Below are 22,136 nucleotides of genomic sequence, written 5' to 3' on the forward strand. Positions count from 1 at the left end.
AATATGATCTATCTCTGAATCTAATAGATATAAAGTTATTCCACAGTCTACAAAACATTTAGCTAATATAAAGGAACTACAAAAGCCACACTATTAATATCACAAATCCTCGTTATGCTAGTATCCTAGGTGAACTTTAGTACTTGTAAATGTTACAGTGACTTGTTAATTCATTTCTATTTTAATATTGAGGTTATAACATTGATCTGATATCTGTGGATACTGTAGGATACAAGTAGGGGAATGTTTTTAGTTTTTCTGCAGGTATTTTTAGACGTATAGCCATTGCAAATAGATTTATCACTTCTTCTGCTCCTGGTCCCAAAAGATGTGCACCTGCAATAAGTCCGGTACTCTCATCAATGATTATTTTGGAGGCACTGTATGTATGATTTGTATATCTTGTAGAGTGCCACGTACTTTTATCATTGAAAACAACTTTATGCTTGTTCTTATCCACATGCGTCTCATCAATTCCAACAGAAGCTAATGTAGGAATTGTAAAAACTGCACTTGGTATTCCTGTATAATCAACAACTTCAACATTTCCTTGAATGATATTAGTTGCTACAATGGGCGCTTGATGGGTTGCTGTTGGGGTAAGTTGCTTGAAATCACCGGTAACATCACCAGCCGCATATATATGGTCACATGAGATACTTTGCATATACTCATTCACGATAATTCTACCTTTCTCAGTTGAAATACCTGCCAAATCAGTACCCAGATTATCTGTTGCAGGCATTCTTCCTGCACCATTTACTACAAGCCCACATTTGAACGTATCTCCATCTTTAGATGTTACTAGATAAGATTTATCAGATCTTTCTATTGATACGGGTTCTTTTTCAGTAATTACATCAATTCCTGCGCCTTTGGTTGCTTTTACCAAAATATCAACCATTCCAGGATCAAAACCTTTAAGCACCCGATTGGTCCTTTGAAGAATAGTTACTTTTGCACCAGCTCTAGCTGCTACATGAGCAAATTCAAACGATATGAATCCACCACCTACAAAAACAATTTCATCTGGTAACTTATCGAGTTCCAAGAACTGTTCACTGGTGACCATATGTTCTTCACCTTCAATCCCCAGTTTTACTGGCTTTGCACCTGTAGCTACTACAATGTATTTCCCTTTGACCTTGGCTCTATCCACATCTAGAGCGTACGGTTCTAAAAAACGTGCACGATCTACATCTAGAGTATAAGCATCCAGAAACCTTGCATGTCCTTTATAAGTATCAATGCCTAAAGAACTGAGCCATTTTTCGATATTTTCGGGAACAGGCTCTGTGAAAGTTCTTTTAAACTCAATTAATTCATTCCACTTAATAGTAAATTTACCATTTACAGGACTTCCTTTTCCAGCCATTCTTACAGGCCAGTCAATCATTTTTGCACCGCTTACCAGCACTTTTTTTGGAACACAACCACGTTGAGGACATTCACCCCCATAACCTCTAGAATCAATTATTGCGACACTCATCCCATTTTCACTGCATTTGGATGCAATCGCACTGCCCGCAACTCCTGTACCAATTACAACAACATCATATTCCTCTACCATTTAAACCACCATTTTTCATTTGAGCCAATTTTATGGAAAAAAGAGTTTCCAATTTAGAAGTAAATAAAATTGTTATTCATAAGAAATAAGTTGTTCTTATTTTGCATAAGTTTAATAAGGGGAATATGTCAATAAATCTATCCCAACTGTCAAGTATATTCAGCTAAAAACTTAACTCATTTATTATCAAAAAGTGTTGAGCTAATTGGGATCATCCAAACCTTCTAAGAATTACACGATAATCAGGGAATAGTGGTAAAGATCTTAATCAAATCAACTACACCAAACAATTAACATTGATAACTAATTTGGAAACAGTTATCTATTCAGCTTTTAATCAATAATAGCTCTATTGCACTCATTTTTTTCTAAATTATGTGTGTGTAGATACACCTTTCTTTTAAAATTGATGTTTCTGAAGTACTATTTTTCTTTTATGTCAGGATTTCAATAAAAAGAAAGGTTTTGTTCATAATAATATTCGTTTTTAGCTTTTTAAGTTAATATTGAGGGTAGAAGAAAACGGGACTAATAAATATTTTTAAGTATTATTGTAGAAATTATTAGGGTTTTTAAACTTAATTTAGTTATTTAAGCCTTTAAATAAATTAAATAAAATATTAAAATTAGAATTTGAAGTTAGAATTAATTTACCGTATTTATAATCTTTAAATAATTATATAAACTAAAAAATGCATATATTTAGTTGATATTCTTTGTTTTATTTGTTATTTTTTTATATTAGGCTTTATTGAGCTATTAAATAGTGGAAGAGTATCTGAATTAAATTGGAGTTCTAATAATAAAAATAGATGATATACACAGAATTTGTTAATCCAAATTTCCTTTGATCTCATATCTTTGAATTCAAAACGGATATTTGGACCTGGATTGTGTTTAGTTGATTTGAGTGGAGGTATAATAAAATGAAATTAAAAATTAGTATGATATTAGTGTTCTTGCTAAGCTTAGCCATTCTCTTTGCAATGGTATCTTCTGCAGGAGCACAGGAAGGGGATATTCTTGAAAACAATTTCGGTTTTGTCCCAAATTCCTGGGATGCAAGTGTATCTAAAGTGGACCTGTTGAATTTTGAAGAAGTGGCACGTTACTATACAGCACCTCGTGATGGGGTAGATGTCAGATCTTGGCGAACCAACCGTATAGCCATGGATGCTGAGGGCAATGCTTGGGTACTGAATACCGGGACTGATGCTTTCGAGTATGGTCCTTCAGAAGGACTCCAGGGACAAGTGATTCGTATTCAAGGTGATACTGAAGGTCTAGCTAACACCCATGCATATCCGGATCCTGTCTTGGACTTTGATACTGATGATGCTGTTCAAGTCTTTAATGTTAGCGAAATAAACGATATGCCTAGAGCAATAGCGGTCGATTCTGATGGATACATTTGGGTTGGTTTTTATGGCAGTGGTGAATTACATAAATATGAATATACCGAGAATGGAAATTTGGAAAATGTTTGGATCTTTAGCCCAGAGGATTCAACCATAAGATTCTATGAAATTAAATTTGCTCCGAACGGGAATCTTTTCATATCCAGCCGTAGTTCAACCCCATCAGTTTCAGGTGATTTTGGTATATGGACGTTTAATGAAAGTGAAAGTAACTTTTCCCGAGAAACAACCTTTAACCCATACTCAATCCTAATAGCTGATGATGGAACAGTGTATGCTACAGCATATAGTAATTCGCTCCATATTCGTGATAAGGATACAAAAGAATGGAGTTCAGTTGTTGTAGGGGGTCCCCAGAACCGTGGTATAGCATTTGATGACTTTGGTAAAATATGGATTTCTAGTACTACTTTTCAATCTCAGATATTTGGGGGCACAGTTGTTTACTCTTACAATATAAGTGATGGAACTGTTGGACCAACATATAATCTTTTGGATGGTACTGTCCCAGTTGGTATCGGAAAGGATCCTAACGGTGTTATGTGGGTCATATGCCGCAGTGATAGTTTAGACCAGGGCTACATCGAAGGGTTTAATCCCGTGACCCAAGAACAGATAGCTGCAGTCCAGGTAGGACCTCGTCCATACGCATACGGTGACTTCACACAGACTGTTCTCCAAGAAAAACTAACGGTCACCAAGACCGCTGAAACATCCTATAACCGTACTCATTTCTGGGACATTAGTAAATCAGTTAAGACAGAGAATAACCACATTGTAGAAGATGACATTGCAAAGATCTGGCTTTTTACCGATGGTAGTGGCGATGAAACTGCTACCTGGTTTGTGAATGTCAGCTACGAAGGCTTCAATGACAGTGACTTCACGGTTTGTGGTGAGATAACAATCAACAACACCGGCACACTCCCTGCTAATATTACCAGTGTAATGGATAAACTTGCAGGTAGTGAGATTAATGTGAACTGGGTAAATGAAACAGGTGGCATTGTAGTGTTCCCTTACATACTTGAGGTTGGCGAAAATCTTACAGGAACTTACTGTGTTGGAGTAGATGACTATTTAGTAGGGTTCAATAATATAAGTGTTACAACTGAGAGGGACTTTACATACAATGCAAGCGCACCGATCATCTGGGGAGAAGAGCCAGATAATGAGCTTTATAATGAAGTCAATATCACGGATACAAGTGACTTGTTTGGTAAGGTAGATATTGGAACAGTTAATGCTCCTGAGAGCGAAGTGTTCACCTACGACAATTACTTTGCATGGGTTAATTATACAGATAGAGAAGAAAATGACAATCGAAAGGACGGATCATATACCTACGAGAACACTGCCACCATAGTTGAAACGAATCAGTCTGCAGACGCAATTCTGAAGGTAAACGTACTAGGCTGCTTGAATATAACCAAGGAATGGATTCTCCCGGGTATTGAACTACCAGACAACATTACTATCCTGATCGAAGGTCCTTCCTTTGAGGATGGCAGCAAGGAGATAGTCCTTAAAGCCGATGAAGGGTGGTCATATGAGATATGCGACTTGATACCTGGCATTTATACAATATCTGAACTTGTAGACACAGATAAATGGTCTGCAACTTATATTGTCAATGGAATGGTGTCCAATGATGTCGGTGTGGTTGAAGTGGAGGCCGGTCAGATATCAGAGTTAACTATAAGGAACGCTGGTATTCTGATTGGAACTAAAACTTTCTGGGCCATTCTAGATACCAGTAATTCTGGAGCTGAAGTAGCTGGAGTGATTTATCACAACAATAACGTAGATGGCAACCCATCCAACGCATGGGGATGGACCAACTTCATCAATGAATCTGGCATATACGTATTCGAACTCTGGGCCGGTGCAGGACAGAACGACCTCAATAATGGTGTGTATGTGGGAACTTTAATTGTTGATGTAAATGAGGAATCGGATACTACTTTCAACGCAACGGTCAATTACCATCTTAATCCGGGTTATGTTCTTGAAGAATCCCATTTATGGGTTGGTGAAACAAAACTTCCAGTGGTTCAGCGTGGTAGAAATACATTTTTCACAGCAGCACCCGGTCAATTCCCGTACTCTGATGGTGTGACAGTATCAGGTTTAAGCGAAGATGGATTTTATGTAGCTGCACATGGCGTGGTCACTTCCACTCCATAATGTTCAGTAGTTAAATTTTTAGGAACAGAATGTGGAAAAAAATTGAAAAATAAGGGACATGGATGAAATATCTCTGTCCCTTATTCATTAAATGTCTGGCTATGGGGTGAACTACTAGACTAAGAGTACATACATCATTTTTAAACTATTTTCAGTACACTCTATAATATAGAAAATTGAAACGTAGAATCTCTAAATATTAATAAGAAAAACAATGAAGGTATATTATACCGAAAAACTGTTTCCTGCAATACGATATAACAATAAATCCATATCTAGTATTGAAAATGATGATATATGTGAGTGGCAGCTATTATTAACCCCCGCTCTCCTAGACTGCCACTCCTATTTTGAATGAGATCATTTAGCTTAGAATTAATAACAACTAATAAGTAGAGTTTAACTTCTACTCTGTCTTAACTGATAAGGTAGCAGCTGCAACTGTAAATTAATATCAAAAAATTCTAGTAAGTAACACAGTTAACTAATTGCACAATTTATTTATACTTATATGTCCATTACTGAAAAGCCGATAAAGAATGTAAAAAGTGAGCGTTTTGGGGAACGGGGGTTTATCAGCGATAAGCTGGAACAAGTTAAATTCAGCTTATCATTCTACTTATTCTTTCAATAATATTAATAAGATATAAACCTTTTGTTTGTATTTTTATTTTTAAGTACTATCAACACATCTCCATAAAATTAACGTTGATTATTGAGATATCATCCGTCTGATATCACAATTTCTATGTACACTAGTTGGTGCCAAGGTCAGGTGTGAAGTTAAGAGAAACTGTTCAATATCTTAAAATCTAGTTCATGTAAAGTTTTAGGTCAGGGCAGAATTAAGAAAAATGTAATACTTGTTTAATAGCTAACTTAATCTGTTATTCGCTTAAAATAGTGCCAGAACAATACTACATCCACCAGTTCCCAACCCTGTGCACCATATTCATTAAGTACTCTAGTAGTTCTGTCCCCCATACCTAGTATCAGAACACATTTATATTCATATTTGTTCATTAATTTCATTTAACAACTTATAGTAAATAATATTTGTCTATTTCTACAGAACAAATTATATAGGACTAATTAATAACATGGATTTATATGAAAAGGATCTCATCTCAAACTCTGCTAGGTATTATTATTTTACTTTTTGGTATTTTATTTTTGTTAAGAAATTTAGAGGTCTATGACACCGGTTTACTTTTACAATATATTCCTTCATTTTTTATATTAGTGGGCTTATATGCCCTTTTTAAGAGCAGGTTTTCCAGTATTACCGGGCCCGCTATACTAATTCTGATAGCTACATTCATCCAGTTAATAGTTCTAGATATCATTACTTGGAGCGATATTTTTGTATGGTGGCCAATTATTCTTATTGTTATAGGTATTGATATATTACTTCACAGAAAACGCCGATCATGTGAATCTAAAAGAAGTCGTCCAAAAATTGATATTACTGCAATATTTGATGATGTTAATTTAGTAAATAATTCTAAAGAATTTAAAGAAGGAGACATTACTGTATTTTTAGGTGATTCTGAACTGGATTTAAGGGATGCTGAAGTCGATCCGTCACCTGCTAAGATCAATGTCACTGTTTTACTTGGAGATGCAGATCTTATAATTCCTAGATATTGGAATGTTGAAATTGATGTTATTAATATACTTGGAGATATCTATGATAAAAGATCAAACAATTCAGAATTAGGTGAAAGTGCTCATGATAAACCTGATCTTATAATTACGGGAATTCTAGTTTTAGGAGATCTTACTATAAACCAAAGATAAGATTTTAATGATATATCAGATCCGAGATAAGTGATTTATAACAATACCATTGAATTTTTCAGATTGTTCTATAGAACATACATGACCACACCCTTTGATAATTTCAACATATGAGTTGGATATGTTCTTACTATGTTTTAATGTATCATTCAAGAATAAATAATCTTGACTCCCTGAAATAAACAGTATACTAATATCCTTATTTAAGCTATTTAACCATTCAAGACTATTCGCGGTTTGCGGAATAATATTTAACCATTTACAAAACTCTTTATGACCTAATTTTCTTGCTTCATTTACAAAAAAAGTTCTTGACCTGCGATGATTTTTTTTTGGCATTATAACATATGCAAAGAATCTGTAAAGAAACATATAATTCACTTTATGTTTCAGCCTTATACCTACGGATATAAGAAATCTTGTTTTGAGACTCAATCTAACAACACCGCCACCCATAATAAGTGAGCTAACATTATTTGGATATAATACTGCAAATCTTAACGATATCAATGAACTAAAAGAAAAACCAATGAAGTGAGCTTTTTCAACATTGTGATATAACATAGTGTTATGTATAAGTTCACAGATCGTGTCAAGGTTGAGTATTTCTAATGTAGTATCCTTATGCATTTCCAATACAAGAAGATTATAATGCCATGAAAAAGTGTCAATTTGCTTATTCCATGTCCTAGCATTACCTCCAAATCCATGGAGAAGTATTAACCAATCTTCATGCTTATCATTTTCATATACTTCAGCACTAAATACCCTTTCTTCTACCATCCGTAATTCCTTTCTTGAAAGAGTAATATCTTAAATATCTAGGAAAGTTCTTTTGCACATACTCAGGCATTTGTTTGAACAATTCTTCTGAAACTGGTTCCCATTCCTCCGCTAGCTCAAAACTTTTCATTGCAAGTTCTTCTGCCGTTTCAGGGTTAGCTAAATGTGTAGATTTTGCACCCGAACTATTGACAACATCTATAAGTGACTGTGGATTATCTATTAGGGGACATGCTCGTAACGGGTTGGTTGAGAATGGTTGAGCATTCCTAAACTCAGTGAAGAACTTTGATCTAAGTGCATCAACAAGTGAAACATCATATATGTTCGAGTCCGAATAATGACAAAATGCACAGGGTTCAACATCACCTTTAGCATTTATGTGAGCAAACCCCACACCTGCCCCAATACATCCAAATGAAAGATGGCCATTATTCCAAAAATCTATGACAACATACTCGTTTTTATTAGTATAATCAAGGATTTTTTGCTGTACATAAGCTCTTTGTTCAGTCGTACAGACAAGACTAGTATCAGCATTACTTCCAACTGGTATATACTGGAATAACCATCCAAACCATGCACCTTTTTCTCTCATATGATCAAGGAACTCATCACTTGCAATTGTTTTATAGTTATCAGCATGATAACATGCTGAAAATGCGAATGCTATTCCATTCTCATGTAAGGTATCCATGGCCTTAATCACCTTATCATAAACACCTGTACCCCTTCTAAAATCGGTTTCTTCTCTTGTACCTTCAATACTCAAGAATACGTTCAAGTTACCCAATCGAGCCATTTCAGCTGCAAAGGATTCATCGATCAATGTTCCATTTGTGAATAACCCAAATGTCATTTTATTATGTTTTTCACACAATTTCAAAATATCATCTTTGCGGAGTAAAGGCTCGCCACCGGTCATTAAACAGTCCATTATCCCAAGTTCTTCAGCTTGGCTTAATATATCATCCAATTTTTCATAGGATATATTATGACCACTCTCATAATCCTGTGACCAACATCCTTTACATTTTAGGTTACAATCACTGGTCGGATCTATTAGGAGTACCCGGGGTATAGAACACTTGTTCTTAACACCTCTGTATACTTCCTTTAAATGAATGAACTCGCCCATTGTCAAGTGAGTTGTTATACCTTTAGCAAAAAAAAACTGTTTACTTCTGTAAATATAGGCTTTATGATGTGGGAATGGAGGAACTTTTTCCTTTTTCCCATTTATCATCATGTATTTCAACTACAATACCTCCACTCAAGCCTTTTTATTCACGGTAACTTTTTGTGGAATCACACCATCGAATACAAACTCACCATCATCATTTGCATCAAGACTTCTTATTTCAAGGCCCGGGACCACTTCATAGATACGGGGTAAATACTGTTCCATAGTCCGCACACTATCATCTTCCAGATATCTTCCAGGAAGAGGTGCCGAGCCAAGATAGAAAGAATCTGGATTAAAGTTTAATTGATTATTCTCTATTGTAGTGTGACCTTTACTATAAATATTCAATCTGTCAGGTAATGGTAGCGGAACGTCATCAGCGACATCTGAATAGAGATCATGTTTCAACCTCTTTATATCAGCTTTACTTGAACCCTCCATACTTCCATCCGGATTAACTTTTACCTGTAAATCATCGAACCACCAAAATCCCGGTGCAATCTCATTGAGTAGTGCAGTAGCTTCTGAGTTGCTTAATGTGAACTCTTTGTGCTGATAATCCGAGAATTCAAAATCATAGTCATGGAACGATTTTGGTTCAGCATTCATTTTATATTCTTCTAATTCGTCACCTGTCATACCTTCAAATTCTATCTGAATACCCGTTTTTGCTAATGCATTCTGATAATCTTCATGAGTATATGTGACTCCCAGATCTTTTGGGCCCATGATAGAAAAACTTGCAAAGACCACAATCACTCCAATTACAACCAATACAGCTGCAGCAGAAAGTATTTGTATTATTTTTCCAGTAAATCCAAACATCGATACTACTCCTTCATTTTAATCATATTTTATATGTTATGATTTAATTATATTTAAGGAGCATTATAACATAATAAGTTTATTTTCAAAGAAAATGAAACCTATTGAAAAAACGAGTTATAAAAATACTTTTTGTTATAGGTTTGATATTAATGAGACATGGTTTAATATCAATACATTATTTTGTTCGGACAATCAATAAAAATTCAAAATAGAAATACTACCAAATTCGACAAACTTCTTATTCCAGTAAGACAGGGGAAAAAAAGAGAATAAAAGGCAGATACTTTAGGAATAAGGGAATGCTGGGGATTTCCATGAAAAATTGTACCATTTTAGAAATTCTAGTTGAAACAATTTTTTTCAATTCAGGAAATAATATTCTGAATAAATTAAGGCTATAAAGTAGCTAAAAAAGATAAAGAAAGTTAAAAATATGATTTTAATTGATAATATATCATAATATCTCTTTTTAAGATTATTAGCTATGTAGAGTCACATAAAAAAAATAAATATTCATACATTAGTATTAAATTATAATTTAATATACATAATATCATTTAAATCTAAAAATAAGATGAATGAAATATTTATATCCTAAAAAAACATATATGTGATGATAGTTACTCCAGAACTCGGGAGGCTAATTGGGAGGTGACATTGCGTATGGTCAAACCACTGGACTCAAAAAAACCAGGAAATGCTGCCAAAAAAGGGGAGCAATCCAAAGTTCAGCAGTCTAAACAGCAAAAAAAGTAAACTGATTTTTTGCATAACTTGTATAAATCTTAAGGTTGCTTTTAGAGCAATCTTATGATTTTTGTATCTTGGGTATAAAAGCATGATATGTTATGACAAAAAATACCAAAAATCACTTTAACTGCCTGAGATTTATAGTGAACCATGTTCATAAACTCTTTAAAGTACCCTCTAAAACTAGATGAAGATCTATTGAGAACATTAATTATTGGAACTCTTCTAGTCATAGGTTCAATCTTAATAATACCTGCTTTCATCCTAATAGGCTATTTTGTTCAAACAATCCATAACGCTTCAAAAGGAGAAATACCACCAAGATTTGAGAATTATCTACAGTTATTTATAGATGGATTGAAACCGGTAGCTGTTTTTTTAGTATATATGATAGTGTTAGGAACGATAATGCTGATTACAGTAATGGCAGGAGCAATAAATGAAACGTTGGGTACAGTATTTTTCTTGGTTTTGTCAGTTCCAGCCTACTTTGGACTGATCTACATATATCTTGCAATACTACACCATCTTGGATCTTGCAATACTACACCATCTTGGCCAGAATAAAGATGTCATGGACGCATTTAGGATAAAAGAAATACTAAAGACTGCTTTTAATTTCAGATATCTGAAAGCATTTATTTTGGTCGTTATACTCATACCACTACTGTTTGGTGTTTTACAGTTCGCACTTGCAATAACTGTAATTGGTATAATATTAATACCTGCAACTTTGCTATACGAGTTCATTGTTTATTCTAAGATCATTGGAGCAATCTAATCGCTGAGGATTTTAATTCTCTTGGCAAAATCTTGAGTTACTCCACATTACTTTTTTTTATCTTTTCAATGCTAATTGACCTTTTTTTTTTAAGTAGTATACCTGTAATTCAGACAGTGGCATAAAGAAATGTTTACTTTTTTTTGTTTAATATGGCTACACAACAAAACTCGACTAAATAAGTTTAAATGTAGTAAGGAACTAATATACTATTCATTCTGAAATAATAAAAACAGAAAACATTATTTCCAGAACATAGTTTTCAAGAAAAAAAGGATGTGTGAAGTATGGATATGGGTGCGTTAATTTATCTTGTTGTTTTAACAATAGTAATTTTTGTAATTTTGAAAGTATTCTTTAACTTTAAGTTAGGAAATATTAAATTGAAATCATCTAAAAAAGGTTTCCAATCCAAAAATGAAATGGACTATTCAGAACCAAATGTTGTTGATATATCAGACTCAGATGATAGATGATTAATGTAAAATTATATTCTATTAATTTTTAAGATAAATTGCTCGAATTATAATTTCGAATAAGTTATGTATCATTAGCCTGGGTATTGTGAAGAAATATTAAAACCTGGGTTATATAGCTATTTCAAAAGTGTCATTGATCTTGATATATAACTTAATCTAGTTTTTATAATGTAACACTAGTTGCACATAGTAATAGAGGATATATAGCATTAGAACTATTACAGTATAAATCTCTCAGCAAGAAACATTAAAGGGATTAAAACATTTCATCTAGTTGGGAAAGGAATAGGTTAATGAACATAAATCGAAACATATTGAGCACTTCGTTGTTACTTACACTATCTAGTGTATTCTTATTACCATACTCATCAAGTGATGGCTTCAGGTTTAATTTTGGATATCCTTTCTCTTTTGTTACGACATATGATTGGCCAAACCCAATAGAAGCTAATGAGATCCTACTGATGAGAGTTAGTATCGATATATTTCCCTTTTTGATAAATGTTATAATTATATACTTGATAATTTATTTGGCTTATGAAGGGATAAAAAAACTAAAAGATTCCAGCTAAATCATAACTGATGCCTAAAAACGATCAATAATAAAATATATAGGTTCTATTAGGTTCTTTTTAAATATAAGTTTGATCAAATAACTCAATGTTAATTCCAATTTTTTTCATCTATCAAATCTTAGAAGAAATTGGCTTGATATCAACCTGTTAGTTAATTTGAGCAGAATAGATTATAAATGTATAAATATACTTTTAGCATAGAGTTATTTAACTAGTATAAAATCGAAGAACCAGTTATTTAGCCTATCGGAGTTTTTCATGTCTGGAGAAGTATATGCAATTGCATCAGGTAAAGGCGGTACTGGTAAGACTACAGTTTCAATAAATCTGGGGGTAAGTCTTGCAGGGCTAGGAAATAGGACAGTAGTCGTTGATGCGGACATTGCAATGCCAAATATTGGGTTATTGTTAGGTGAAGATAAGGTCGATAAGACGTATCATGATTATATGGCAGGTCATGCTGCTATTGACGAAATAATCTATGAAGGACCAGGTGGCTTAAAGTTCATACCCGGTAGTTTAAGTCTAGAGAATATCAGTGAAGTAGATGTAGTTAAGGTAGTAGAACTCATTGAATCCTTAAAAGATAGTTTTGATTTCATTTTAATTGATACTGCACCTGGAATTTCTAAGGAGACCGCAGTTGTCTTGGAATCTGCAGATAATACTTTTTTAGTAGTTAATCCAGAAATATCTTCAGTTGTTGATTCGTTAAAGATAAAGATATATGTTGAAATGAAAGAAAAAAACATTAAAGGTATAATATTGAATCGAACCAAGATGTATCAGCCAGAACCAGGTTCAGAGCAACAAGAAAATGAGTATGAGATGTTACAAGAAGATATTACAGACATACTGGAAACTGAAATCTATGGGGAAGTTCCTGAAGACCTGATCATAAAAAAGTCATCTATTCACAGAGAACCTTCGGTCTTGCTTGAACCAGGTGCCAAAGCATCGATCTATTTCAAATCAATTGCATCAAAACTTGCAGGTTATGAATATGATATTGAACATGAACTAAAACCATATAAGGTAGGTTTATTGAAGAGGATATTCTCATTTTTTTCATTACGAAAAGATAAGGTCAAGAACTGAACGTTATTGAATGCAATTATTCTTTTTTTATTATAGGCTGAACGAGATAATTAATGTTTTTTTCATACTTTCAACTAAATATACAAAAGATCAATTAGTGTAAAATAAAACTTTATTTGAACTGGGAGTCAATGAACCTTATTTCAGCTGATGATAATGCACGGTTATATATCTGCACTTCGGCAATCTCTCCTTTAAAATGACGATTTATACTAAATGGATAGCCACCTATATATAATGGTTCATTATATGTTTGGAGCTGACCGGTTAAGCCACTACTACCACCTTTTTCTCCATTTACATATATTATAACATTTTGACCGTCATAAACACCAGCAACTTGGTACCATTTACCTACTGTTGGTGATGTTTGGCTATTAGTGAATCTCCTGCTGCTTGTGCGGACAGCAAACTGAAAGTTTTGATTATGATCGTTATGATGTAACCGATAATTTGGTTGGTCACAATCGCTTTTGTCGATAATACCTGAGAATCTTAAATCAGACTTATCATTCCACCTAACATAAGCTAAAACTGTTATCTCCTCAGTTATGTTCAAAGAATCAGAAGATGGGACTATCACTCTACTATCAGCAGTACCTTCAAATTCAGCAGCTTGACCAAACCGGCCAGCAGAGACAAAACTTACTTTATCATAATCTAAAGGAGATCCATGATTGCTTCCTACAGAATCTTTAAAATCACCATTGAATGACCAACGAGATACTAGACCGCTTGGAAATATTTTATCTTGTTCCACTTCACCTGCAAGAATATCTTCAAACCTCTCATAATGTTCATCAGGTGTTATAATCGGTAACACTTGACTTGCTACTATAGCTGCCATTATAACAACAATTCCAAATAGTATAATGATACCTACAACTGGACTGACTCCATAACAGTCCTTAATAAAAGGTTTACTGGGAACCATTTATATCCCACGGTTATTTTGCATTTGAATCACTAAGTTTGGTCTTTATACAAAACCATATACAGAAAATAGATTTAGATTAAGTTATACCTTTTGGTAATACTAATTTGATTTGAAATAACACATTTTACAAACCGGGTAATACTTTCTCTTAAATACCATGGGATATAACTCTAAAAATTACCTATATAATAGGTTCACTTTAACTAGCCTAGGTTTTATAGGTAAGGAAATTTGTTGGCATTACCAGTATTTTGTCTTGCAATCCCTGTTACTTCTGCAATAATAAAAACGTGGTCAGTATTAAGGAAAATAATATCTACACGATCTCCACTCCTAATTGGACGATCACCGCTAAACTCAATTGGATATCTATTTTCAGTTACAAAAAAAGGTCGGCCATTATTCCCAATATCTATTCTGTTTGAGTTCGACTCAACATATCGGAACCCAACTTTATCTCTATCAGTCTTTCCATCATATTGATACTCGTTGTGAGTCATTCGAATTAACATTCGATCTCCAGAGTAAAAAGAGCCCGTAGAAAAATTCCCTACAACTTCATTATGATATGATTGTTGAGTACCTGCACCAAAATATGCCGGGTTCACAAAACTTAATTCTCCTACTTCCCCACTAGAATTTGACCATCTAATTGTGACAGACCCCACCTCATCCCCGCTTACTACGGGTCCATGTATATAATCTAAATATATTATATCAATATCTCCATGAGTTGCATTACTACCAGAATCAGGCCACCAATCTCTATACTCAGCACCAAGAACTATTTCAGGTGTTCCAAATATCATTTGCTTATGAGGTTCTTTTAGTTGTTCGGTAACATTAAAAGCTGATACAGCAATAATTGCTCCAAGAACTACTGTTATTAAAACTAATAGAATAATACCAACAACTGGAGTAACTCCTTTTTCAGAAACTAAAAATCTTTTGAGCATCGTTCTCATATACCTATCAAATCAAATTCAATTAAATTGTTCCTGAGCTAAAATAAATACTCAGTTGTTTCCTTTCCTTTGACCAGTTTCTTAATTAACCCAACTCTTTAAGAATATCTTTACCCTTTGGTCTTTCAGTATAAATTCTTTTTGTTTTGTTTCTCAAAAGCGCTGAATTATATATCTATCCGTTACTTGTAAGAGCTTAAATTAATACTTTCAAGTAAACCTTTTCAATAACTGCAACCTGATTTGAAGCTTAGACAATAAATTAATACTTACACGTGGTATTCTAAATTGAATAAGGAGGGTTAAATATTGTCACAAGAAAATAATAAAGATAGATTATATTATGTAATAATCGCATTATCGATCGTTTTAGTTCTATTGGCAGCAACATTGTTTGTAAGTTCCCAGGATACAAAGGGAAATGATGCAGAACATACAATACAAATGAGCGGTAATGCGGAAATAATGGCTGTACCTGACAAAGCAACGTTGAATATTGGAGTTGTTGTCCAGGCTCCAAATGCCGATGAAGCTACTGAAGAGAATGCAGATATTATGAATGCAGTTATTGAAGAACTTAAAGATATTGGTTTAGAGGACAGCGAGATCCAAACATCAAGTGTTTCAGTGAGTCCTGTATACAACTATGATGGAAGAACACCAACAATAGAAGGCTATTCGGCTTCCAATAATGTAAGGATAACTACCTCAAAACTCGATAGTCTTGGAGATATGATCGATAGGTCTGTAGCAGCAGGAGCAAATCAGATCGGAGGTATTTCTTTTAGTGTATCCGATGAAAAACAAAAAGAACTTCGTGACGAGCTTATTAGTGAAGCGGTATCTGATGCAACCTCAAAAGCTGAAATGTTAGCTTCAAGCTTAGGTGTTGATATAGTTGGTGTAAAATCATCATATATTGCTGATACCCGTGAACCAAGATTATTCTATGAAGAAGTAGCAATGGATGCAGAAATGGCTGAAAGACCAACACCAATTGAACCAGGTGAATCTTCAATTTCAATGTCAGTTCAGGTAACGTACTTGATCGAATGAAATCTTTGAATTTGGTCTCAATTGTTTTGGTTTGATCAATATCTAAACAGGGACTAAAGGGGTTGTAGATCAGTTAATATGAATTGTAAAATGATTCACTGAACTGGTCTGCAACCATTTTTTTTATTTTTTATATAGAGTGTATTTGCATTAAATTTCAATTTTTTCATTGTTGTGAAAAATCGTTCCCCATAATGGGGTGGATAGAGTAGTGTCTGGAGTGTATGAAATAATATATCAAACAATACCTATCCGACCAATCGGATATCTTTATTCTATAAGTTACTTTTGATGAAAGGATTTTATCCAGTTATGTATCAATTTAAACTATATCCTGTTAATAAACGGCATCAAAGAATCTACTTATCTCACTATTTTCACTAATTAGAGCAGGATGGTAGTTGACTTGTTCATTAATGTACATCACAAAACAACTTTTAGTGATATATAGTAACTTAATTTGATTTAATATGGATGAAAACATTTAGATATCTTTATAATGTAACAAAGCAGTTTTTTCTGTGGTAGTATTAATTTTTTTTAATGGCGTGCATTGATCATGATCCCACACTCTATCTCTAGTCGATTAAATGAACCTTATTCATATTGTCGATTGATATATGATGGAGAGGGTAAGCCTATAGACTATGAGTTTCTTGATGTGAATCCCAAGTTTGAAGAAATGATGGGTCTAAATGCTGAAGAAATTATTGATAAAAGAGTAACTGAAGTTATACCAGGGATTAGAGGTAAAGGAACAGATTGGATTGAATTGTTTGGTACTGCTGTAAAGAATCAGATAGATGAAGAATTTGATTTTTATTCAATACCACTAAATAAATGGTACAAGGGTATTGTCTATTCACCCTCAAAGGATCATTTCATTGCTTTGTTTAATGGTATAAAAGAAAAAGAAGAAAATGAACTTCTCTTGAAAGCTGTAAATGATATAATACTACAATTTGATGAAGATTACACACTTCGAAAGGTAATAACATCTAAAGAAGATCTCTTGTTTTTTCCGAAAGATGAACTTATTGGGAAAAATGTAACTGAACTGTATCCACCAGAAGTTTCATCGAAAGTAATAAGAACATTACAGAATACTAAAAGATCTGGTGAAAAACAGGTTTTAGAGTATCCCTTAATAATTGAAAATGAAAATAAATGGTTTTCAGCTGAAGTTCAGTATCTAAATTTTGTTACTGGTAAGAATAATTATATAGTCAAAATTTCTGATATAACTGGAAAAAAGCATGCAGAGAATAATAGGATATTGCTTAATAATATACCTATACAGGTATGGTGTTTGAGCGATGAACATACATACGGATCAGTTAATCAATCACATGCAGATTTTCTTGGTTTTAAGGTAAAAGATATTGAATTTAAAGATATGTATAGTTTTTTAGATCTTGAAATGATGGAAACTTGTTTTATTAGTAATCGAGAAGTTTTTTCTAAAAAAGTGGTTGTTAAGACACATGAATGGGTTCCAAACTCATCTGGGGAAATGAGATTATTATCGATCACAAAATCACCTATACTTGATGATAAAGGTAATGTTGAATATGTGGTCTGTACTGCAGAAGATATCACTGAAAATGAGGATATATATGAATTCTCTAGTAAATCAACTCGAAACAGTATTGTTGATGAAGAGTTTGAAAGAGAGTTTGGGATACTTACACCTAGTGAAACTTCAAACCAAAAAGCACAACAGAATGCTAAAAAATTAAAATATTTAACAAAGATAAAAAAAGAGAAGTATAGGTCTTTAGTGACTCAATTGTCCGATATGCTCTACTTACATGACTTGAGTGGAAATATTTTTGAAATTAATAATTCAGCAATTGAAAGTTCAGGTTATTCTAGAGAAGAATTACTTAACATGACTGTCTTTGATCTTCATGTAGATAAAAACAATCAACATGAAATTATAAGACAGTGGGAATCGTGGCCAGCTAATCATCGATTCTCTATCAAAACACAACACAAAACTAAAGATGGGCATATCTATCCAGTTGAAGTTCGTGGCAATAAAATTGAAATTTTAGATGATCATTATATTCTAGCCTTAGTTCAGGACATCACAGAAAAGAAAAAGTTGGAAGAGGCTGAACGTAACCAGATCATTATCCATGAAATACATCATCGTGTGAAGAATAATTTACAGGTCATTAATAGTTTATTGAATATGCAGAGTAGAGTATTCAAGGATCAACCCATATTGGCGAATGCATTGGAAGATAGTCAGAGTAGGATTCGTTCAATGACAATTGCTCACGAAAAACTTTACAGGACAGATGTTATAGGATGTATAGAGATCGCGGATTATATCAAAACATTAACTGATAGTATTACAAGTATTTACTCCGCTCAAAAAATGAAGGTGACAACAGAAATAGATATTCAAAAAACATATCTTGATATGGATATTGTAATTCCTCTTGGTATGATAATCAATGAATGTGTTACAAACTCTTACAAGCATGCGTTCGTTGATCAAGATGCAGGTAAAATAATAATAGAATTCAATCAATCAGGTGATCATTATAATTTCGTAGTCAAAGATGATGGTATTGGTATTCCTGAAGGTCTTGATTATATGAAACTAAACTCACTCGGTTTTAAAATAATCAATTTACTTGCAAAGCAATTGCAAGGTGATCTAAAACTTGATAATGTTGGTGGGACATGTTATACACTATTGATTCCAAAGAATGATTGATATTTTGATAAAATATATTTTAGTTAAGTATCACTAATATCTATTTTTAGTTAGTTACAAACAATATTTTTATATTACATTGAATTGATAGTAAAACTAATTAATGCGTAGATTCTTCAATGATGAAAGTGCTGTCAGTGTTATAATTGGCAGTATCCTGGTATTAGCTGTATTGGTTACTTTCATGTCAGTTTTTTTGACTACCTGGGTACCTGTTTATGAGAAACAGAATGAGATGGACCATAGTAATCAAGTCCTTACCGATTTTGCTAATTTACAGAACAGGATCGAAGATGCTGACGAATTTCCTTCAGTGTTACCTATGACAGTTGGCACGGATAGAATATTTTTGTTATCGGGTACCAGGTCCTTTGGTGAATTAAAGGTTAGTGATACTGGGTACTGGATAGGTATTAACCCTGATGAAGGTGCATTTGATAATGGTAATGGTAATGGTAATGGTAATGGTAATGGTAATGGACCAGATCCAGACCCACCTGATGGTACTGAAGCAAGTCCATTTCAAATAAGTAATATGACTGAGTTAGATAATGTTAGGGAAAACGTTACTGCACATTATATAGTTATCAATGATATAGATGCGTCAGAGTTTGGAAATTTTGATCCGATACGAGATAATAATGATCCTTTTGATGGATCTTTTGATGGTCAAGGATATAATATTGATGGGTTAACGATTAATACAGGTGGTCGTGCTGGATTATTTCATACAACTGGATCAGATAGTTCAATAACTAATATTTCTCTAACTAACGTTAATATAGTAGTGGGCGGTACTGGAGATGGTAATAGACAAGTAGGTGCTCTTGTTGGTTTGAATGAAGGAGTAATCGAAAATTCTTTTACAACTGGAAATGTAAATGCTACTATTCAAGCTCAAGGACGTGTTGGAGGTTTGGTTGGAAAAAACAAAGGTGAAATATTTAATTCTTACTCAGAAGTAAATGTCATTGGTATTGGTGGCGGTGGAGCCTCTAGAACAGGAGGATTAGTGGGGCTTAACGACGAAGGTGTAATTCAAAATTGCTATTCTATTGGCAGTGTTAGTGCTGGTGGCGGCGATGTTGGTGGGCTTGTTGGAAATAATGAAGGTACAGTTGAAAATTCATATTGGGATACTGTAAGCTCAACTCAAGGAACATCTGATGGTGGTGAAGGCAAAACCACTACTGAAATGCAAGAACAAGCTACATTCGAAGACTGGGACTTTGATAATATATGGACTATTGATGAAGGAAATGATTACCCCAAACTTCGAGTTTTTGAACCTTCTAATCCATTTTACATAAGTAATTTTACTGAGTTAAATAATGAACTTGCAAATAGCAGTTGGGATGAATCTACCGGCGAATACCGGTTAACAAGTGACATTGATGCTGAAGGTCAATTTATGGATGGACCAATATTTGTTTTTGATGGAATACTTGATGGTCAAGGCTACACTATAAAAAACTTAAATGTTGATTTTGATTATTCCCCTGGTGTGGGTTTCATAGGAATATTACGTGGTGAAGTAAGAAATCTCAATTTGGAGAATGTAAATGTTAACAGTAGTTCTAATCGTGTAGGCGGATTGGTTGGCTATAATCAGGGTGGTATTATACAAAATTCATCCGTAACTGGTAGTGTTACTAGCAATGGTAACCAAGTAGGTGGATTAGTTGGTTTTAATGGTCACAATAGTTTTATTGACAATTCATCATCTACAGCAAATGTTGCAGGTAATGATGAGGTAGGTGGGTTTGTTGGAACAAATCAAGCTGAGATCTCCGCATCTTATTCTACTGGAGATGTTAACGGTACTGGTAACCAAGTAGGCGGTTTTGTAGGGAAAACGGAAAGTGATAGCATAATAAAAACATCTTATGCCACGGGAAATGTTGGGCACGAAAATAATGGTGATGAAGTAGGTGGTTTTGTGGGAAGAACTACAGGTGGTGATATTGAAAATTCTTTTGCTAGAGGTAATGTTTCAGGTAGCAATCAAATAGGCGGTTTTGTTGGGTTAAATAATGGGGGGTTAATTAATAAATCTTATTCAACTGGTGTTGTTGAGGGTACAACTAATGTAGGTGGTTTTGGTGGACAGAATAATGTAGATATAACCAATTCATACTGGGATACTGTAACTTCAGAGTTAGAGACTTCTGATGGTGGTGATCCAAAAAACACAACTGAATTACAAGACACAATTGCTGGATGGGACTTTAATGATATTTGGTCAATTGATCCAGATATTAATGAAGGGTATCCTTTTCTCCAGGTTTTAGAATCTAGCTTTGATCCAGATCCAAGTGGCCCAGAAGACCCCATAGACCCAACCGACCCTTCACTATCTGATGACCCCGATCCAAAAGATTTTGATGAGTTCAGTAGTGGTTATATAAGCTTGAAATCACACTATAACAGTCTTGTAAGGCAAAAGTACATTTATGCTCAAGGTACACTCTTACTGGAACAAGATGATGGTTCAGTATTATGGTCACAATCTATAATCAATTCTAATAATACTACAAACGAAACAAAACTCAAACTTATACAGATAGATGGAGATTATTCATCTGCAGGTAATTTTAAAGAGATTTTAAGAATAACTAAAAATAACGAAGTTACAGAAGAGGTATTTAATGCAACTGCTAATAATACAAAAATATATTTTTACCCCACACCCTCATGGATGGAATTCTTTAAAGATTTTGCAGATAAGTATGACTACATTGATTACATTGACTCTAATCAACCTTCAATTGAAATAACTAAAGGTAATGTTACTGTCGAAAAAAGAACAATAGAAGTTTTTTGAGCATGTTCAATTGATGATTATATTGTTTTCTTTCGTCTTTATTAGTCATAATTTCTCCTAAGTCTTAGGCATCAATAAGTCGCTAAAGAATCTACATGTGCCACTGATTTCCCAGGTTCATCGTACCAGAACTGGATATCTTGGTTATGAAGGTCGGGATCAGTACCG

The 22,136-nt window shown here is 33.8% G+C and carries 16 protein-coding genes; 9 read left to right on the forward strand and 7 right to left on the reverse strand.

What is annotated here, in order from left to right:
* Window positions 1–193: 193 nt before the first annotated feature.
* On the reverse strand, window positions 194–1,570 hold the full coding sequence (locus J2T59_RS07630) for a dihydrolipoyl dehydrogenase family protein (protein ID WP_259135342.1): 1,377 nt from the start codon (window positions 1,568–1,570) through the stop codon (window positions 194–196).
* A gap of 926 nt (window positions 1,571–2,496) precedes the next feature.
* On the opposite strand from J2T59_RS07630, the gene J2T59_RS07635 reads away from it, so the two are divergent.
* A complete protein-coding gene (locus J2T59_RS07635) occupies window positions 2,497–5,175 on the forward strand; it encodes an NHL repeat-containing protein (RefSeq protein WP_259135343.1) in 2,679 nt (892 codons plus the stop codon).
* Between the two features lie 879 nt (window positions 5,176–6,054).
* On the opposite strand, the gene J2T59_RS07640 is transcribed toward J2T59_RS07635, so the two are convergent.
* Window positions 6,055–6,207 carry a DUF4177 domain-containing protein gene (locus J2T59_RS07640; RefSeq protein ID WP_259135344.1) on the reverse strand — a complete coding sequence of 51 codons (153 nt, stop codon included), beginning with the start codon at window positions 6,205–6,207 and terminating at the stop codon, window positions 6,055–6,057.
* Window positions 6,208–6,285: 78 nt separating this feature from the next.
* Between J2T59_RS07640 and J2T59_RS07645 the strand changes: the two genes are divergently transcribed.
* Window positions 6,286–6,975 carry a LiaF transmembrane domain-containing protein gene (locus tag J2T59_RS07645; protein WP_259135345.1) on the forward strand — a complete coding sequence of 230 codons (690 nt, stop codon included), beginning with the start codon at window positions 6,286–6,288 and terminating at the stop codon, window positions 6,973–6,975.
* A 15-nt stretch (window positions 6,976–6,990) separates the two neighbouring features.
* On the opposite strand, the gene J2T59_RS07650 is transcribed toward J2T59_RS07645, so the two are convergent.
* The 3 genes from J2T59_RS07650 to J2T59_RS07660 are packed head-to-tail and all read right to left on the reverse strand — an operon-like array spanning window position 6,991 to window position 9,769.
* Window positions 6,991–7,758, reverse strand: coding sequence for an alpha/beta fold hydrolase (locus J2T59_RS07650; RefSeq protein ID WP_259135346.1), 768 nt, complete (start codon window positions 7,756–7,758; stop codon window positions 6,991–6,993).
* Window positions 7,736–9,007 (reverse strand): radical SAM/SPASM domain-containing protein, encoded by a 1,272-nt coding sequence (locus J2T59_RS07655; protein ID WP_259135357.1) that lies wholly within the window; start codon window positions 9,005–9,007, stop codon window positions 7,736–7,738. The genes J2T59_RS07650 and J2T59_RS07655 overlap by 23 nt, the downstream gene beginning before the upstream one ends.
* A gap of 24 nt (window positions 9,008–9,031) precedes the next feature.
* Window positions 9,032–9,769 (reverse strand): hypothetical protein, encoded by a 738-nt coding sequence (locus J2T59_RS07660; protein ID WP_259135347.1) that lies wholly within the window; start codon window positions 9,767–9,769, stop codon window positions 9,032–9,034.
* A 903-nt stretch (window positions 9,770–10,672) separates the two neighbouring features.
* Between J2T59_RS07660 and J2T59_RS07665 the strand changes: the two genes are divergently transcribed.
* The 4 genes from J2T59_RS07665 (at window position 10,673) to minD (ending at window position 13,455) form a co-directional block, all read left to right on the forward strand.
* The gene (locus J2T59_RS07665; protein ID WP_259135348.1) at window positions 10,673–11,089 is read left to right on the forward strand and encodes a DUF4013 domain-containing protein; all 417 of its coding nucleotides are present in this window, start codon (window positions 10,673–10,675) and stop codon (window positions 11,087–11,089) included.
* Window positions 11,052–11,303 (forward strand): hypothetical protein, encoded by a 252-nt coding sequence (locus J2T59_RS07670; protein ID WP_259135349.1) that lies wholly within the window; start codon window positions 11,052–11,054, stop codon window positions 11,301–11,303. The genes J2T59_RS07665 and J2T59_RS07670 overlap by 38 nt, the downstream gene beginning before the upstream one ends.
* A 287-nt stretch (window positions 11,304–11,590) precedes the next feature.
* Entirely contained in the window at window positions 11,591–11,779 is a 189-nt protein-coding gene (locus J2T59_RS07675; protein WP_259135350.1) for a hypothetical protein, read from the forward strand.
* Window positions 11,780–12,615: 836 nt separating this feature from the next.
* On the forward strand, window positions 12,616–13,455 hold the full coding sequence (minD, locus tag J2T59_RS07680; RefSeq protein ID WP_259135351.1) for a cell division ATPase MinD: 840 nt from the start codon (window positions 12,616–12,618) through the stop codon (window positions 13,453–13,455).
* Window positions 13,456–13,567: 112 nt separating this feature from the next.
* Here the strand turns inward: minD and J2T59_RS07685 are convergent, their stop codons facing one another.
* Together J2T59_RS07685 and J2T59_RS07690 are read right to left on the reverse strand one after the other, a co-directional pair.
* The gene (locus J2T59_RS07685; protein WP_259135352.1) at window positions 13,568–14,389 is read right to left on the reverse strand and encodes a LamG-like jellyroll fold domain-containing protein; all 822 of its coding nucleotides are present in this window, start codon (window positions 14,387–14,389) and stop codon (window positions 13,568–13,570) included.
* Window positions 14,390–14,607: 218 nt separating this feature from the next.
* Entirely contained in the window at window positions 14,608–15,348 is a 741-nt protein-coding gene (locus tag J2T59_RS07690) for a type IV pilin domain-containing protein (RefSeq protein WP_259135353.1), read from the reverse strand.
* Between the two features lie 318 nt (window positions 15,349–15,666).
* On the opposite strand from J2T59_RS07690, the gene J2T59_RS07695 reads away from it, so the two are divergent.
* The 3 genes from J2T59_RS07695 to J2T59_RS07705 all read left to right on the forward strand — a co-directional run bounded on the left by J2T59_RS07695 (window position 15,667) and on the right by J2T59_RS07705 (window position 21,968).
* Window positions 15,667–16,413, forward strand: coding sequence for an SIMPL domain-containing protein (locus tag J2T59_RS07695; RefSeq protein WP_259135354.1), 747 nt, complete (start codon window positions 15,667–15,669; stop codon window positions 16,411–16,413).
* A 559-nt stretch (window positions 16,414–16,972) separates the two neighbouring features.
* Window positions 16,973–19,144, forward strand: coding sequence for a PAS domain S-box protein (locus tag J2T59_RS07700; protein ID WP_259135355.1), 2,172 nt, complete (start codon window positions 16,973–16,975; stop codon window positions 19,142–19,144).
* 103 nt (window positions 19,145–19,247) lie between these two features.
* Window positions 19,248–21,968, forward strand: coding sequence for a GLUG motif-containing protein (locus J2T59_RS07705; RefSeq protein WP_259135356.1), 2,721 nt, complete (start codon window positions 19,248–19,250; stop codon window positions 21,966–21,968).
* The last annotated feature ends 168 nt before the right edge of the window (window positions 21,969–22,136 follow it).

The sequence above is a fragment of the Methanosalsum natronophilum genome (genome assembly GCF_024808815.1).
Lineage (GTDB): Archaea > Halobacteriota > Methanosarcinia > Methanosarcinales > Methanosarcinaceae > Methanosalsum > Methanosalsum natronophilum.

Excerpts from the sequence above, each read along its gene's own strand:
- J2T59_RS07630 (WP_259135342.1), bottom strand. The coding sequence starts at position 1,570 with ATGGTAGAGGAATATGATGTTGTTGTAATTGGTACAGGAGTTGCGGGC.
- J2T59_RS07635 (WP_259135343.1), top strand. The coding sequence starts at position 2,497 with ATGAAATTAAAAATTAGTATGATATTAGTGTTCTTGCTAAGCTTAGCC.
- J2T59_RS07640 (WP_259135344.1), bottom strand. The coding sequence starts at position 6,207 with ATGAAATTAATGAACAAATATGAATATAAATGTGTTCTGATACTAGGT.
- J2T59_RS07645 (WP_259135345.1), top strand. The coding sequence starts at position 6,286 with ATGAAAAGGATCTCATCTCAAACTCTGCTAGGTATTATTATTTTACTT.
- J2T59_RS07650 (WP_259135346.1), bottom strand. The coding sequence starts at position 7,758 with ATGGTAGAAGAAAGGGTATTTAGTGCTGAAGTATATGAAAATGATAAG.
- J2T59_RS07655 (WP_259135357.1), bottom strand. The coding sequence starts at position 9,007 with ATGATGATAAATGGGAAAAAGGAAAAAGTTCCTCCATTCCCACATCAT.
- J2T59_RS07660 (WP_259135347.1), bottom strand. The coding sequence starts at position 9,769 with ATGTTTGGATTTACTGGAAAAATAATACAAATACTTTCTGCTGCAGCT.
- J2T59_RS07665 (WP_259135348.1), top strand. The coding sequence starts at position 10,673 with ATGTTCATAAACTCTTTAAAGTACCCTCTAAAACTAGATGAAGATCTA.
- J2T59_RS07675 (WP_259135350.1), top strand. The coding sequence starts at position 11,591 with ATGGATATGGGTGCGTTAATTTATCTTGTTGTTTTAACAATAGTAATT.
- minD (WP_259135351.1), top strand. The coding sequence starts at position 12,616 with ATGTCTGGAGAAGTATATGCAATTGCATCAGGTAAAGGCGGTACTGGT.
- J2T59_RS07685 (WP_259135352.1), bottom strand. The coding sequence starts at position 14,389 with ATGGTTCCCAGTAAACCTTTTATTAAGGACTGTTATGGAGTCAGTCCA.
- J2T59_RS07690 (WP_259135353.1), bottom strand. The coding sequence starts at position 15,348 with ATGCTCAAAAGATTTTTAGTTTCTGAAAAAGGAGTTACTCCAGTTGTT.
- J2T59_RS07700 (WP_259135355.1), top strand. The coding sequence starts at position 16,973 with ATGATCCCACACTCTATCTCTAGTCGATTAAATGAACCTTATTCATAT.
- J2T59_RS07705 (WP_259135356.1), top strand. The coding sequence starts at position 19,248 with ATGCGTAGATTCTTCAATGATGAAAGTGCTGTCAGTGTTATAATTGGC.